Origin of the sequence: Streptomyces sp. NPDC006923 (assembly GCF_040635655.1) — a bacterium.
In the GTDB taxonomy this organism is placed as follows: Bacteria; Actinomycetota; Actinomycetes; order Streptomycetales; family Streptomycetaceae; genus Streptomyces.
This window is the reverse complement of the sequence record NZ_JBEYIF010000003.1, coordinates 382,259-395,928: the sequence shown is the minus strand read 5'-3', so window position 1 is coordinate 395,928 and position 13,670 is coordinate 382,259. Positions and strand designations below refer to the sequence as shown.

Below are 13,670 nucleotides of genomic sequence, written 5' to 3'. Positions count from 1 at the left end.
CACGGCGGGCCGCGTCCCGTTACTTGGGTACGTACAGCTTGATGTCCGTCAGGCTCGCGCTTCCCTCGTACACGTTGGTGTACAGGTCACCGATCACGAAGGAGTCCGGGTACGCCGAACCCGCCGGCCACTGGTCGGGCCACTGCGCGCTGCCGTTGTTGTCGTTCTGGACGAGCGTGTTGTTGAAGCGGCCGTCGTACTCGCCCGGTTTGACGTTGTAGTGCCAGATCGGGTCGTTGCCGACGACGAAGTTCCGGTGGAAGCGGAGGGTCTTCTGGCCGGCGCGGGCGAAGTTGCCGCTGGCTTCGAGCGTGTAGCCGGTGGCGTCGCGCTCGATGGCGAAGACATAGTCCTGGCCCGGCATCAGTTCCGGCTGGAGCTCGGCCGCCGATGAGAGCTGCTGTTCGGCCACGCCGCCCGAGCAACTGGTCATGAACCATTGCGAGTTGCCGGCCAGACCGCCCTTGCCCGGGGTCCAGTTGGGCAGGCCGCTGATCCACATGTTGACCGTGTTGAAGCTGCTGTCCCGGTAGTTGTAGTACGAGTTTGTGCCCGAGTCGCAGACTCGCCCGCCGGTGCCCGTCCCGACGCGGTCGGGGTGCTGGGCGAAGGAGTCCATGAGCACCTTGCGGCGGTAGTGCCAGAAGTGGTTGTTGCGCGGCGCCGGGTTCGCGAAGTCGACGATCGACAGGTAGTGGAAGCCGTTGTACCCGTAGTTGCCCTCGCGTACGTCCTGCCACTCGCAGTACGGGGCCGAGGCGTCACCCTCCCAGCCCGGACTGTTGGAGCCCTCGCCCCAGGGGTGCTGGGTCTTGCAGCCGTCCTTGCTGTAGCCGTTGATCCGGTTGTCGTAGTCGATGGTTCCGTTGCGTTTTCCGCCGAAGTCGAGGGTCTTGAGGCGGTATTCGATGCGGTACTGGTCGGGGAGTTGCCGGGTGGGGCGGAAGATGGCGCCGCCGGTGTGGTCGGGGACCTTGAGCTGGGCGACGGTCTTGCCGCCCGCCCTGCCGTTGGTGATGGACGGCGCCTTCTCGATCCGGCCGTCCTTGTTCCAGTCCCGGGCCGACAGCGAGGCGGTGAGCCAGCCGCCGTCACCGACCTTGAACTCCTTGCGGTAGGTGGCGAAGGAGTTGAAGGCGGTGTCCCAGGCGGGCCCGTAGTCGTTGCGGTACCACTTGCCGTTGTCGTCCATGATCGTGTCGAACGGCCGGCTGTAGGTCTCGCGTGTCCAGGGCGTGCGGCCGGGGTCGAGCGGCTTGGCGAAGTTCTCGGAGTGCAGTAACTGCCAGGTCGGCGCCTTCGGCTTGTTGGCCGCCGGCCGGTCGTCCGGCGCCGCGGACGCGGTGCCGAGCGAGAGCGGTGCGACGAGAGCGCCGCAGACGAGGGCCGCCAGCGCGTAGTGGTGTTTTCTCCGCAGCCGCGCACGGGGGCGGCTCATGGGGGTGCGGGTCATCAGAAGTTGCCCTCCGGGTCGTAGTACTTCTCCGCGTTCTCCTTGGTGACACGTGGTGAGGGGACGACCGTGTCCTTCTCGGTCTTCTTGCCGTCGAGGATGTCCACGGTCCTGTCCAGGCCGAGACTGCCGATCACATCGGCGTCGTTGAGCCCTGTGACCAGGTAGTTGGTGCCGTCCAGGATCGCCTTGAGCGCTTCTGCCTGTCCGTCGACGCCCGCCAGCACGATCGTGTCGTCGCGTCCCGCGTCCTTGATCGCGCGCTGGGCACCCAGGCACATGGCGTCGTTCTCGCAGAAGACGGCGTCGATGTCGGCGTGGGAGGCGAGCAGGCTCTCCATCACGGTGAGTCCGCCGTCAGAACTCCAGTTGCCGAAGTCCGGGGCCTCGACGAGCTTGATGCCGGGTGCCTTCCCCAGCGCGGCCTTCACTCCGTTGGTGCGGGCCTGGCCGATGCTGTTGTCGGCGGGGCCGCCCTTGACGAGGGCGACGGTGCCGCCCTCGGGAAGGCGCTGCACCAGGAACTCGCCGTTCTGCTTGCCGATCGCCTCGTTGTCCGGTCCGATCCAGCTGCTGTAGGTGCCGCTGCGGAATTTACGGTCGACCAGCACGGCCGGCTTGTCCGCCGCCCTGATCGAGTTGAGGACCGCGGGCGCGGACTCCAGCGGGCCGCCCGAGACGATCACCGCGTCGACGTCCTTGCTCAGCAGGTCCTCGACATTGGAGGCGAGCTTGGCCGCGTCGCCGCCCGCGTCCGTACTGACGATCTCCACGCCCTTCTTCTCCGCCCGCGCCTTGATGGCCCGGTCCATACCGTTGAAGTAGGGCCCGCTGAGCGTGAAGTTGGCGACGCCGATGGTGTACGAGCCGTCGCCCTCACTGCCGCCGTCGGAGGAGCAGCCGGCGAGGACCGCGGTGAGGGCTCCGGCCACCAGCACACCCGACGCTTTTTTCATGATCATGACAACTGTGCCTTTCCGGGGTTCGGTGCGCCGGCCGGACGGGACAGACCGGTGCGCTGGACGAGGATGACGGCGACGATGATCAGGCCCTTGAGCACCTGCTGCCAGAAGCTCTGCACGTCGTAGAGGTTCAGCAGGTTGTTGATCAGCGCCAGGACGAGCACCCCGGCGAAGGTGGCCCGTACGGATCCCTTGCCGCCGGCCAGACTGGCCCCGCCGATCACGCAGGCCGCGATCGCGTCGAGCTCGAAGGCGGTGCCCACGCTGGGCTGGGCGATACCGACCCGGCTGGCGAGGATGACTCCGGCGAGCCCCGCGCAGGCGCCGCTGATCGTATAGGCGAGCACGATATGACGGCGGACGCCGATGCCCGCCAGTCGTACCGTTTCCGCGCTGCCGCCGATCGCCACCAGCGACCGGCCCGACGGCGTACGGCTCAGGAAGACGCCGCCCGCCAGGAAGACCCCCAGCATGATCAGTGTGGAGACGGGCAGCGGGCCGAGCGCGGCCGAGCCGAGCTCGAAGAAGCCCTCCTTCTCCGGTGCGACGGGCGTCTCGGAGTAGACGAAGGCCAGGCCCCGGATGGTGGTGAGCGCGGCCAGTGTCACCACGAACGGCGCCAGCCCGAAGCGTGCCACCAGCGCGCCGTTGACAAGCCCGAAGGCCATTCCGGAGGCCAGACCGATCAGCATCGCGAGGGGTACGGGCAGTCCCGCCGACAGTCCGGCGGCCAGGATGCCGGAGAAGGCGACCACCGAACCGACCGAGAGATCGATGCCTCCGGTGAGGATGACGGTGAGCATCCCGAAGGCCAGCAGGCCCGTGGTGACCATCTGTTTGAGCAGATTGGTGATGTTGCCCTCGGTGAGGAAGGCGTCGGTGGTGGACCCGGCGACCGCGACAAAGGCGATCAGCAGCGCGGCGAGCCCGGCCTCCACGGTGAGATCGCGCCCGGCCACGATCAGCCTAGGCAGCCTCCGGCGCGACGTGGCGGCCTCGCCCGGATTCCCCTGCTCCGCGGCTTTGGTGAGCTGTTCGGTCATGCGGCGTGTCCGATCGCGTGGGCGAGGACGGTGTCCTCGGTCGTACGGTCCGAAGGGAGGTCCGCGGTGATACGGCCCTCACGCATCACCAGCACCCGGTCGGTGGCTCCCAGCACCTCGGTGAGGTCCGAGGAGATGAGCAGGACGGCCATTCCGCCGCGGGCGAGTTCGTCGAGCATCCGGTAGATCTCGGCGCGGGTGGCCATGTCCACACCCCGGGTGGGCTCGTCCAAGAGCAGCACCCGCGCCCCGGTGAGCAGCCACTTGGCGAGCACGGCCTTCTGCTGGTTGCCACCGCTGAGGGCGCGGACGGGGAGCTTCGCGGAGTGCGCGGGACGGATGTCCAGCCGTTCGACCATGGCCGCGACATCACGCCGCCGTCTGCCCGTGTCCAGCAGTGGTCCCCGGGTGGCGGTGCGGAGCGTGGCGAGGCCGATGTTCTCCGCGGTGGTCAGCCCGAGCACCAGCCCGGTGCGCTTGCGGTCCTCGGTGACCAGAGCGAGTCCGGCGGCGATCGCCTCACGCGGGGAGCGGAAGCGTTCGGTCTCGCTGCCGGCCGCTCTGACACTGCCGGAGCGTGCGGGCTCGGCTCCGAAGACGCAGCGCGCCAGCTCACTGCGGCCCGATCCGACCAGACCGAACAGGCCGGTGATCTCACCGGCCCGCAGAGTGAACGAGATGTCCCGGAACTCGCCGGGCCGGTTCAGCCCGGCGACGGTGAGCAGCGGCTCGCCGGTGTCCCGGCGCCGGCCGGGGTAGAGCTGTCCCGGTCCCCGGCCCGCCATCAGCCGGATGAGTTCGTTCTCGTCGGTGCGGTCGGGTGCCGTCTCGGCGACCACTCGGCCGTCCTTGATCACCACGATCGAGGTGGCCAGTTCGGTCACCTCAGCCAGCCGGTGCGAGACGTACACGATGAGCACACCGCGCTCCCGCAGTCGGCGGATCAGGGCGAAGAGCGCCTCCAGATCGCTGCCGGCGAGTACGGCGGACGGCTCGTCGAGGACGAGCACCCTCGGCTCGCCGCCCTCGGTCACCAGGGCCTTGGCGATCTCCACCATCTGCTGTCTGGCGACGGTGAGCCGGCCCGCCCTGGTGCGCGGGTCGATGGCGCCGTAGCCGATGGACTCCAGCAGGTCGCGGGCGCGGGCATGGGCCGCGCGCCAGTCGATGAGCCCGCCGAAGCGCCGCGGGAAGTGGCCCATGAGGAGGTTCTCGGTGACGGAAAGCTCGGGGACGAGGGTCAGTTCCTGGTGCACGGTGCGGATGCCGTGGACATGGGCGTCGTGGGGCGAGCGCAGCTCGACGCGCCTGCCGTCGAGCCACAGCTCACCGGCGCTCATCCGCTCGGCGCCCGCCAGGATCTTGATCAGCGTGGACTTGCCCGCCCCGTTGGCGCCGACCACGGCGAGCACCTCACCGGCCCGGCCCCTGAGATCCACGCCGTGCAGCACCTCGGTGGGACCGTATGCCTTGCGCACGCCGCGGATCTCCAGAGCCGTCCGGGTCGTCACGCTCACCCGAACGCCTCCATCACCACAATGGTCTTCTGCCGGGTGAACTCCAGGGCCGTGTCGTGCAGGCCCTCCGCGGCGCCGCCGGTGTCGCCGGGACCGCCGAAGGGCAGGTTCTCGGCGCGCAGCGCGGTGGAGCCGTTGATGACCACGCCGCCGACGTCGAGCCGGTTGGCGAGGGCGAAGGCGCGCTGGATGTCCCGGGTGAAGACGGCCGCCTGGAGTCCGTAGGGGGACTCGTTGGCCATCCGTACGGCGTCCAGCGGATCGGTGAACCGGGCGACGGGCGCCACCGGGCCGAAGATCTCCTCGGCGAGCGCCGGACTGTCCGGCGGTACGTCGACCAGGACGGCGGGATCGCTGAAGGCACCGCGCCGGGCTCCGCCGGCCGCCTTGCGGGCGCCGTCCGCGACCAGGGCGGAGACGGCGGCCTCGACCCGCTGCGCGGCCTCCTCGCTGATCAGCGGGCCCACATCGGTGCCGTCCGCGAGCTGGTCGCCCACGGTCAGCTTGGCCGCGCCGGCGAGCAGGGCGTCCACAAAGGCGTCGTGCACCCCGTCCTGGACGTACACCCGCTTCACCGCGCAGCAGATCTGGCCGTTGCCCCGGGCGAGGCGGCCGAGGACCACGGCGAGTGCGGCCTCTTCCACATCGGCGTCGTCGCAGACGATCAGCGCGTCGTTGCCGCCGAGCTCCAGGTGCACCTTCTTGAGGGTGTCGGCCGCGCGGCGGGCGATCTCCCGTCCCGCGAACGTACTGCCGGTGAGGCTGACGGCGGCGGCGCCGGGGCGGGCGGCAAGCTCCTGGGAGACCTGGACACCGCCGGTGAGCAGTTGGTGAGCGCCCTCGGGCGCGCCCGCCCGTTCGACCAGCTCGCCGATGCGCACCAGGGTGAGCGGGCAGCGCACCGGCGGGTGGACGAGGACGGCGTTGCCCGCGGCGAGCGCGGCGGCGGCCTTGTGGGCGTACAGCTCGACCGGGTAGTTGAAGGGCACCAGCGCGGCGACCGGGCCGAGTGGCTCCCGGACGGTGACGGCGAGGTGGCGCTCCAGACCCGGGACGGCGCCCAGGGGGATCTGCCGTCCGAACAGCCGGGTCGCCTCGCCGGCGAAGCCCCGGAAGATCCGTACGGCCGCGCCGATCTCCTCGACGGTCTGGAAGAGGGGTTTGCCGTTCTCGGCGGCGAGCAGCCGGGCCAGGTCATCGGCCTCGGCTTCGATCAAGTCGGCGGTGCGCAGGAGCAGTTGGGTGCGTTCATGGGCGGGCAGTGCGGCCATGGCGCGCTGCCCGCGCGCCGCGGCGGCGAGGGCCGCCGTTAATCGTTCTGAGGTGAAGTCCTCGACTTCTCCGAGACGTTCGCCTGTTCCCGGATTGTGTACGGACAGCGGTGCGGTACGGGTCGACATGCGTCGCTCTCCCTGTACGGGCCTTGGCAGATGCGGTCGGCTCTGCGGAAAGTGCTGCGATGCTGGCGCACCCCCATCAATTCGTCAACACATCTAACAAAATGGCTCGACCATTGGCGCAAGGTCATCGGCCGGGGACCGCCGCCCGGAAGACGCACCGGCGGACCGGGACAGGGGCGGGAGGGCCCGCTTCCCTCTTCGGTGAACACAGAGTGACCGATCCCGGTCGGGCGGACGAGAGTCGGTCGACGGTTCGCCGACGCCGGTGATCCCTGTGTGGTGATGGGCGCCGACAGTTGGAACGTCGTTCACGCGCAGGCCACGCCGGGTGTCAACCATCAGGAGGTAGCCAGGGGGCCGTCCCCCGGCGCGCTCGCTGATGCGCTCGCACTCGGGAGAACGCACCATGAAACGCATACGTTCCGCAGTCACCGCTGTCGACCGCCGTTCGTTTCTCGCCGCGACGGGAGCGGTCGGCATTTCGGCGGGAATCGGACTGGCGCTCGGTGCGGGTGGCGGTTCCGGGGAGGCCGTGGCCGCGCCCGGGGTGACCGTCGCACCGGCGCTCCCCCGCCCCCGTACGCCGGCCAGGCCCACTCCCCCGCGCACCGTCCCCGCGCGGACGACCCTGGAGTCGGTCGCCGCGCCGCGCGACACCTCGGCGGCGTTCCGGCGGCTCGACGACGGTCCCGGCTGGCGCAGGCTCGTACGCGAGCAGCTCGCCACCCCCCGGGCGGGCCGTGACGGCCGGCGCACGGTGCTCAGCTCCTTCGTCCAGCTCACCGATCTGCATCTGGTGGATGTCCAGCACCCGGTCCGCACCGAGTATCTGCGCTCGCAGCAGCTCTCCGGATGGCGGCCCCAGGAGGCCCTCACCGTGCCGGGAGCGGTGGCCCTGATCGAGCAGATCAACGCGCTGACGGCCGGGCCCGCGACCGGCGCGCCGCTGTCCTTCGCCGTGACGACCGGCGACAACACCGACAACAACTCCCGGTCGGAACTGGACTGGTTCCTCACGGTGATGAGCGGTGGCCGTATCTCGCCCAACACCGGTGACAGCCGGCTGTACGAGGGGGTGCAGAACTCCGACGAGCGGCTGTTCTGGCACCCGGAGGACGCCCTCCGCGACACCGACAAGCAGCTCGGCTACCCCCGGATCGACGGATTCCTGGCCGCCGCGATCAGTACGGTCAACAGCCCCGGTCTGCGGATCCCGTGGTATTCGACCGTGGGCAACCACGACAGCCTGGCCAGCGGCGCGATCGCCGACCGGAGCGGCTTCCTGGCGGAGTTCGCCGTCGGCGCGCGCAAGCTGTACGGCATCCCCGACGCGGACGCCAAGGCCCTGGTGAAGATCCTCTCCAAGGGCAGCAGTCCGGCGGGCGGCGAACTGGTCGATCTGCTGCGGCACTCGACGCGCCGGATGCGCTCGATCACCCCCGACCCGAGCCGGGCGCCCTTCGGGCCGCGCGAGTATGTGCGGGCGCACCTCGACCCGGCGCGCGCGGGGGCCGGGCCGGTCGGCCATGGCTACACCGCCGCCCATCTCGACAGCGACACGCTCTACTACACCTTTCCCATGGGGAAGAACATCACCGGAATCAGCCTCGACACCACCGACCGCGCGGGGCACTTCACCGGCTCCCTCGACACGGCTCAGTTCAACTGGCTGAAGCGGAAGCTCAAGGAGCTCCGCGACGGTTACGTCGTGGTGTTCAGCCACCACAACAGCTGGACGATGACCAACACCCACCCCGACCCCGCCCACCCGGGCCAGGCCCGGCACAACGGCGACGAGGTGGTCGCGCTGCTCAAGGGGAACCGCAATGTGCTGGCCTGGGTCAACGGCCACAGCCACCGTAATTCGATCCTCCCGCACGGCACGTTCTGGGAGATCTCCACGGCGTCGCACATCGATTTCCCGCAGCTCGCCCGGGTCATCGAGATCACCGACAACGGGGACGGCACTCTGTCGCTGTTCACCACTCTGATCGAGTCGGCCGCGCCGCACCGGACCGATTTCGAGGATCTCTCACAGACCGGACTGGCCGCGCTCTACCGGGAGCTGTCGCACAACGCGCCCGGCTCCACCACCGCGCCCGCCGGTGTGTCCACGGACCGCAACACGGAGCTGCTGCTGAGCCGCTGACATCCGGCGGCAGGGGTCACCCGCGTGGCATTCAGCCGGTCACCAGGCGCTGGAGCGCGGGAGCGTACAGCTCCGCGAGCCGCTCGGGCGTGGCCCGTGCCCCGGCGCCGGAGCGGTGCAGGCTGAGGGTGGCTCCCAGGCCGAGGAGCTGGCCGGCGATCAGCTCGGCCCGCAGGGTGCGGTCGTGGCCGGGCAGCAGCGCGGCCAGCCGTTCGGTGACCTGTTCGCGGAAGCGCTCCCGCAGCAGGGTGCGTTCGTCGTCGTTGCCCAGGGAGAACACGACGCGCAGCAGCGGATCGCCCTGCTGCTCGCGGCGGTGGCGCACCAGGGTCAGCACAAGATGCCGGCCGAGGGTGTCGAGCGGCGCCGCGAGGAGCTGGTCGGCGGCGGGGCCGAAGTCGGCGACGGTGTTGAAGAGCGCTTCCTTGGTGCCGAAGTGCTTGACGATGAGGGAGGCGCTCACGCCCGCGTCGGCGGCGATGCCCCGCATGGTCACTTCGGCGTAGGGGCGGAAGGCGAACGCGCGGCGCGCCGCGCGCAGGATCGCGTCCCGGCCGGTGCCCGTGTCGGCCCCGGCGGCCGGCGTGCCCGTTCCGCCGCCGGCCGTGCCATGGCCGGCCTGCCCGTTCATCTGCCCTCCTGAGCGAGTGGCGTCGACGGACGTCCGTCGTGTCCCGTACGGTCCTGCCCGACGTTACCGCTGGGCAGGGCCCGCTGACGCGGCAGGCAGAGGGTGACGGCCAGCGCGAGGAGCGCCGCGCCTGCGGCGATGAGGAAGACCAGCAGATAGGCGTGGAGGGTGGGCGCCGTACGGCCGCCGACCTGGAAGGTGACATTCGCGAGGACGGCCGCGACCGCCGCGCTGCAGAATGCCTGCCCGACGGAGCGCATCAGGGTGTTGAGGCCGTTGGCCGCACCCGTCTCGGTGACCGGCACGGCGCGCATGACCAGGGCGGGCAGCGCGGAGTAGGCGATGGCGGTGCCCGAGGAGACCACGGTGGCGCCGAGGATGATCGTCCAGAGCTGGTGGCTGGTGAAGAAGCGCACCCCGTATCCCACGGCGAGGACGGCGGAGGCGAGCGCCAGAGCCGTCTTGGGGCCGTAGGCGGCGGAGATCCGCGCGGACACCGGTGACAGCGCGACCATCGACAGTCCGCCGGGCAGCAGGCACAGCCCGCTCACCACGATGGACGCGCCCAGACCGTACCCGGTGTCCTTGGGCTCCTGGACCATCTGGGCGGTGGACAGGGAGTTGGCGTAGAAGGCGAAGCCGATCAGCAGCGCGGCGAGATTGGTCAGCAGCACGGCGGGCCGCGCGGACACCCGCAGATCGACCATGGGCGTGCTGAAGCGCAGCTCGTGGACGCCCCAGACCAGTCCGATCAGCACGGCGAGGACAAGCAGACCGAGGGTCCGCGCGGACGTCCAGCCCCAGTCACCGCCCTGGGTGACCGCCAGCAGCAGGCAGACCAGGGCCGCGGAGAGACCCAGCGCGCCCAGGGCGTCGAAACGGCCTCGGGTGCGCACCGGTGACTCGGGGACGCGGAGCAGTACCAGCACGATGTCGAGCAGGCCGAGCCCGGCCGACGCCCAGAACATGGTGTGCCAGTCGTAGTGCTCGACGACAAGCGCGGCGACGGGCAGCCCGACGGCCGCGCCGATGCCCAGCGTCGAGCTCATCAGCGCGACGGAGGGCAGGACGCGCTCGGGGGGCAGTTCGTCCCGCATGATGCTGATGCCCAGCGGCACCACGGCCAGCGCGGCACCTTGCAGGGCGCGGCCGGCGATGAGCACCGCGATCTGGGAACTGACGGCGCACAGGACGGACCCGGCGACCAGAACGCCGAGGGAGCAGAGAAGCACCCGGCGTTTGCCGTACATGTCGCCGACCCGCCCGAGCACGGGCGTGCAGATGGCCCCGGTGAGCAGCGTCACGGTGACCAGCCAGCTCGCGGCGGTGGGAGTCGCGCCGGTCAGCGCCGGGACATGCGGCAGAAGCGGTACGACCAGCGTCTGCATGACGGCCACCACCACGCCGCAGAACGCCAGGACGGCGACCAGGAAACGGGGGTGCGGTGCTTCTGCGGCCTTGGCTATCGCTCCGGACATCTCTCTCCGTACGGTGTGTGTCCGACAGGGGGTGTACAGACGTTCACCCCTGAGGGTAAACGCTTGTGCACCCCCTCGGCCCTCGAAGGGTCCCGGGCCCGCCCGGCTCGGGCGTCCCCCGGCGCGGTGCGGCGGGTGCCACCCGGCACACTGTTCTGGGCGGTTCCGGTCCGGTCCCCGCCCGACGACCGCCGTGGGAGGCACGATGGCGCTGCACATCAGCGCGACCAATCCGGAGCAGCCGGCCGTGCTGCTGGACCTGCCGTGGAACACTCCGCTCGACCAGTGGCCGCAGGAATGCCTGGTGGCGCTGCCGCGCGGTATCTCCCGCCATGTGGTGCGCTTCGCGTCCGCCGGGCCCGAGGTGGTGGCGGTCAAGGAGATAACGGAGCGCGGCGCGGTCCGGGAGTTCGGGCTGCTGCGCGATCTGCACCGGCTGGGCATACCCGCCGTCGACCCGGTGGCGGTGGTGACCGGGCGCGTGGACAGGAACGGCGATCCGCTGGAGTCGGCGCTGATCACCCGTCATCTCAAGGGGTCCCTGCCGTACCGCTCCATGTTCGAGTCGACGATGCGGCCCACCACCGTCAAGCGGCTGATGGACGCGCTGGCGGTGCTGCTGGTCCGCCTGCATCTCGCCGGATTCGCCTGGGGCGACTGCTCGCTGTCCAACGCGCTGTTCCGGCGGGACGCCGGGGCGTACGCCGCGTATCTGGTGGACGCGGAGACCGGCCAGATCCAGCAGAACCTCAGCCGCGGCCAGCGTGACTACGACATCGAGCTGGCCCGGGTGAACATCGCGGGCGAGCTGATGGACCTGGAGGCGTCCGGCGCGCTGCATCCGTCGGTGGACCCGGTGCCGTTCGGCGCCGCGATCGTCCAGCGTTACGAGGACCTCTGGCACGAGCTGACCCGCGAGTCGGTGTACCCGGTGGACAAGCGGCACTACATCGACCGGCGGATCCGGCGGCTCAACGATCTGGGCTTCGACGTGGCCGAGATGCAGATCGAGCGGTCGCCGGTGGGTGACACCGTGACCTTTCTGCCGAAGGTCGTGGACGCGGGCCACCACCAGCGCCAGCTTCTGCGGCTGACCGGCCTGGACGCCGAGGAGAACCAGGCGCGGCGCCTGCTCAACGACCTGGAGAGCTGGATGGCCGGTGAGGAGGACTACGCCCCCGGCGACCCGCTGGGAGCCCGGCCCGAGGTGCTCGCGCACCGCTGGGTCCGGGACGTCTTCCGGCCGACCGTACGCGCCGTGCCGCTGGAGCTGCGCGGGGAGATGGACGCGGCGCAGATCTACCACGAGGTGCTGGAGCACCGCTGGTATCTGTCGGAACGCGCGGGACACGACGTCGGCCTGGAGGCGACGATCGAGGACTACATCGCGCATGTGCTGCCGGAGACCTCGGGCGCGATGACACCGGCGACGGACTCGTCGGCCGGCCTCTCCCCCTGACCGCCGTCACTGGAGGGCGCGGCCGTCACTGGAGGGCGCGCACCGCCGCCGCGAAGACCGACGGCATCCGCGCCGCCGCCGGGACGACCAGGCGCGCTCCGGCCGCGTGCCCGCTGAACCGCAGCAGCCCTTCCGTCAGCAGCCGGTGGCGCCGGGTCAGCTTCCGCCAGCGGCCCTCGTAGTCCTGCGGCCGTCCCGCCCGCAGGCATGCCACGGCCGCCTCCGCCGAGGCCAGTGCCAGCGCGATGCCCTCACCGGTGAGCGCGTCGACATAGCCCGCGGCGTCACCCACCAGCAGCACGCGGCCCGCGCTGCGGCGGAGCACCCGCTGCCGCAGCGGGCCCGCGCCGCGCACGGCGTTGGCCGGCGGTCCCGCCAGCCGCGCGCGCAGTTCGGGAAAGGCGGCGAGATGGTCGTCGTAGCCGCGTCTGGCCGTGCTCAGCACGGCCACCCCCACCAGATCGGCGGCCACCGGGGTCACATACGCCTCCCCCGCCGTCGACCAGTGCACTTCCACGAAGTCGGTCCAGGGCTTCACGCGGTAGTGCCGGCGCTGGCCGTACCGCCGGGGCCGCCGGTCGGGCAGATCCAGGCCGAGCCGGTGCCGTACGGGCGAACGCAGCCCGTCCGCGGCCACCAGCCAGCGCGCCCGCAGTCCGGCAGCGGTCACCGAGTCTCCGTCCTGCTCCACCTCGCCGACCCGGCCGGTCACGATCCTGACGCCGGTCTCCTGGGCTCGCCGGGCCAGGGCCGCGTGCAGCTCGGTACGGCGCAGACCGAGCCCGGGGCCGTCGTGGAACGGGGCCTGCGCGCGGTGGAGTCCGCGCACATAACGGATACCGCGCAGCGGGTGGCCGGGAGGGATGTCGAGGCCGAGGGCGGACAGCGCGCGCACCCCGCTGGGCATCACACCCTCGCCGCAGGCCTTGTCGACGGGGGTGCTGCGCGGTTCGATCACCACCGCCTCCAGACCGGCCAGCGCGGCATGGACGGCCGTGGCGAGACCCGCGGGCCCGCCGCCCACGACCAGCAGGTCGATCACGGGCGGGCGCCGGCGGCGAACCCCGGGGCGAGGGCGCGGTTCTCGCACCGTATGCGGACGGTCAGCAGCGCCGCGTTGAGAGCGGTGAACAGCACCGCGGTCAGCCAGGCGCCGTGCACCAGGGGCAGCGCGAGGCCCTCGGCCACCACCGCGACGTAGTTCGGATGCCGCAGCAGGCGGTACGGTCCGCCCGTCACGAGCGGGAGGCCGGGCACGACCAGTACCCGGGTGTTCCAGCGCGGCCCCAGGGTGCGGACGCACCACCAGCGCAGCCCCTGCGAGGCCACCGCGACGGCGAACATCGTCCAGCCGAGCACCGGGTCGAACGCCCGGTCGGCCAGCCATACTTCGAAGAGGCAGCCGAGGAGCAGCCCGGTGTGCAGGGCGACCATCGGCGGATAGTGCCCCTGGCCGCGCTCGACGGCCCCGCGCGCCAGGCTCCAGCGTGTGTTGCGGCGGGCGACCACCAGTTCGGCGACGCGTTCCGCTCCGACCGCCAGGACCAGCACCGTGTACCAGATCATGTCTCGCCGTAC

General features: G+C 71.0%; 11 protein-coding genes. 2 read left to right on the top strand and 9 right to left on the bottom strand.

The genetic code is table 11. The annotated features are described in order from the left end of the window. Nucleotides 1-19: 19 nt before the first annotated feature. Genes ABZ707_RS07710 through ABZ707_RS07690 form a run of 5 tightly spaced genes read right to left on the bottom strand, consistent with a single transcriptional unit; the run spans nt 20 to nt 6,375 of the window. Nucleotides 20-1,438 (bottom strand): mucin-5B, encoded by a 1,419-nt coding sequence (locus ABZ707_RS07710; RefSeq protein WP_360169420.1) that lies wholly within the window; start codon nt 1,436-1,438, stop codon nt 20-22. Between the two features lie 14 nt (nt 1,439-1,452). After that, nucleotides 1,453-2,409 (bottom strand): substrate-binding domain-containing protein, encoded by a 957-nt coding sequence (locus ABZ707_RS07705; protein WP_360169417.1) that lies wholly within the window; start codon nt 2,407-2,409, stop codon nt 1,453-1,455. 2 nt (nt 2,410-2,411) lie between these two features. Continuing rightward, nucleotides 2,412-3,458: an ABC transporter permease gene (locus ABZ707_RS07700; protein WP_360169414.1), complete on the bottom strand. Its 1,047-nt coding sequence runs from the start codon at nt 3,456-3,458 to the stop codon at nt 2,412-2,414. Beyond that, nucleotides 3,455-4,975 carry a sugar ABC transporter ATP-binding protein gene (locus ABZ707_RS07695; protein ID WP_360169411.1) on the bottom strand — a complete coding sequence of 507 codons (1,521 nt, stop codon included), beginning with the start codon at nt 4,973-4,975 and terminating at the stop codon, nt 3,455-3,457. The genes ABZ707_RS07700 and ABZ707_RS07695 overlap by 4 nt, the downstream gene beginning before the upstream one ends. Then, nucleotides 4,972-6,375, bottom strand: coding sequence for an aldehyde dehydrogenase family protein (locus tag ABZ707_RS07690; RefSeq protein WP_360169408.1), 1,404 nt, complete (start codon nt 6,373-6,375; stop codon nt 4,972-4,974). Before ABZ707_RS07690 ends, ABZ707_RS07695 begins: the two co-directional genes overlap by 4 nt. Nucleotides 6,376-6,781: 406 nt before the next feature. Here ABZ707_RS07690 and ABZ707_RS07685 point away from each other — a divergent pair, with 406 nt between their 5' ends. Then, a complete protein-coding gene (locus ABZ707_RS07685; protein WP_360169405.1) occupies nt 6,782-8,524 on the top strand; it encodes a TIGR03767 family metallophosphoesterase in 1,743 nt (580 codons plus the stop codon). A gap of 31 nt (nt 8,525-8,555) precedes the next feature. On the opposite strand, the gene ABZ707_RS07680 is transcribed toward ABZ707_RS07685, so the two are convergent. Both ABZ707_RS07680 and ABZ707_RS07675 read right to left on the bottom strand, forming a co-directional pair. Next, nucleotides 8,556-9,155 carry a TetR family transcriptional regulator gene (locus ABZ707_RS07680; protein WP_360169402.1) on the bottom strand — a complete coding sequence of 200 codons (600 nt, stop codon included), beginning with the start codon at nt 9,153-9,155 and terminating at the stop codon, nt 8,556-8,558. Then, nucleotides 9,152-10,633: an MFS transporter gene (locus tag ABZ707_RS07675; protein ID WP_360169399.1), complete on the bottom strand. Its 1,482-nt coding sequence runs from the start codon at nt 10,631-10,633 to the stop codon at nt 9,152-9,154. Before ABZ707_RS07675 ends, ABZ707_RS07680 begins: the two co-directional genes overlap by 4 nt. A gap of 205 nt (nt 10,634-10,838) precedes the next feature. Here ABZ707_RS07675 and ABZ707_RS07670 point away from each other — a divergent pair, with 205 nt between their 5' ends. Next, nucleotides 10,839-12,092, top strand: a complete 1,254-nt coding sequence (locus ABZ707_RS07670; RefSeq protein WP_360169396.1) for a DUF4032 domain-containing protein — start codon at nt 10,839-10,841, stop codon at nt 12,090-12,092. A gap of 25 nt (nt 12,093-12,117) precedes the next feature. Here the strand turns inward: ABZ707_RS07670 and ABZ707_RS07665 are convergent, their stop codons facing one another. Continuing rightward, nucleotides 12,118-13,134, bottom strand: a complete 1,017-nt coding sequence (locus ABZ707_RS07665) for an NAD(P)/FAD-dependent oxidoreductase (RefSeq protein WP_360169393.1) — start codon at nt 13,132-13,134, stop codon at nt 12,118-12,120. Further along, entirely contained in the window at nt 13,131-13,658 is a 528-nt protein-coding gene (locus tag ABZ707_RS07660) for an isoprenylcysteine carboxyl methyltransferase family protein (RefSeq protein ID WP_360169390.1), read from the bottom strand. Before ABZ707_RS07660 ends, ABZ707_RS07665 begins: the two co-directional genes overlap by 4 nt. Between the last annotated feature and the right edge of the window lie 12 nt (nt 13,659-13,670).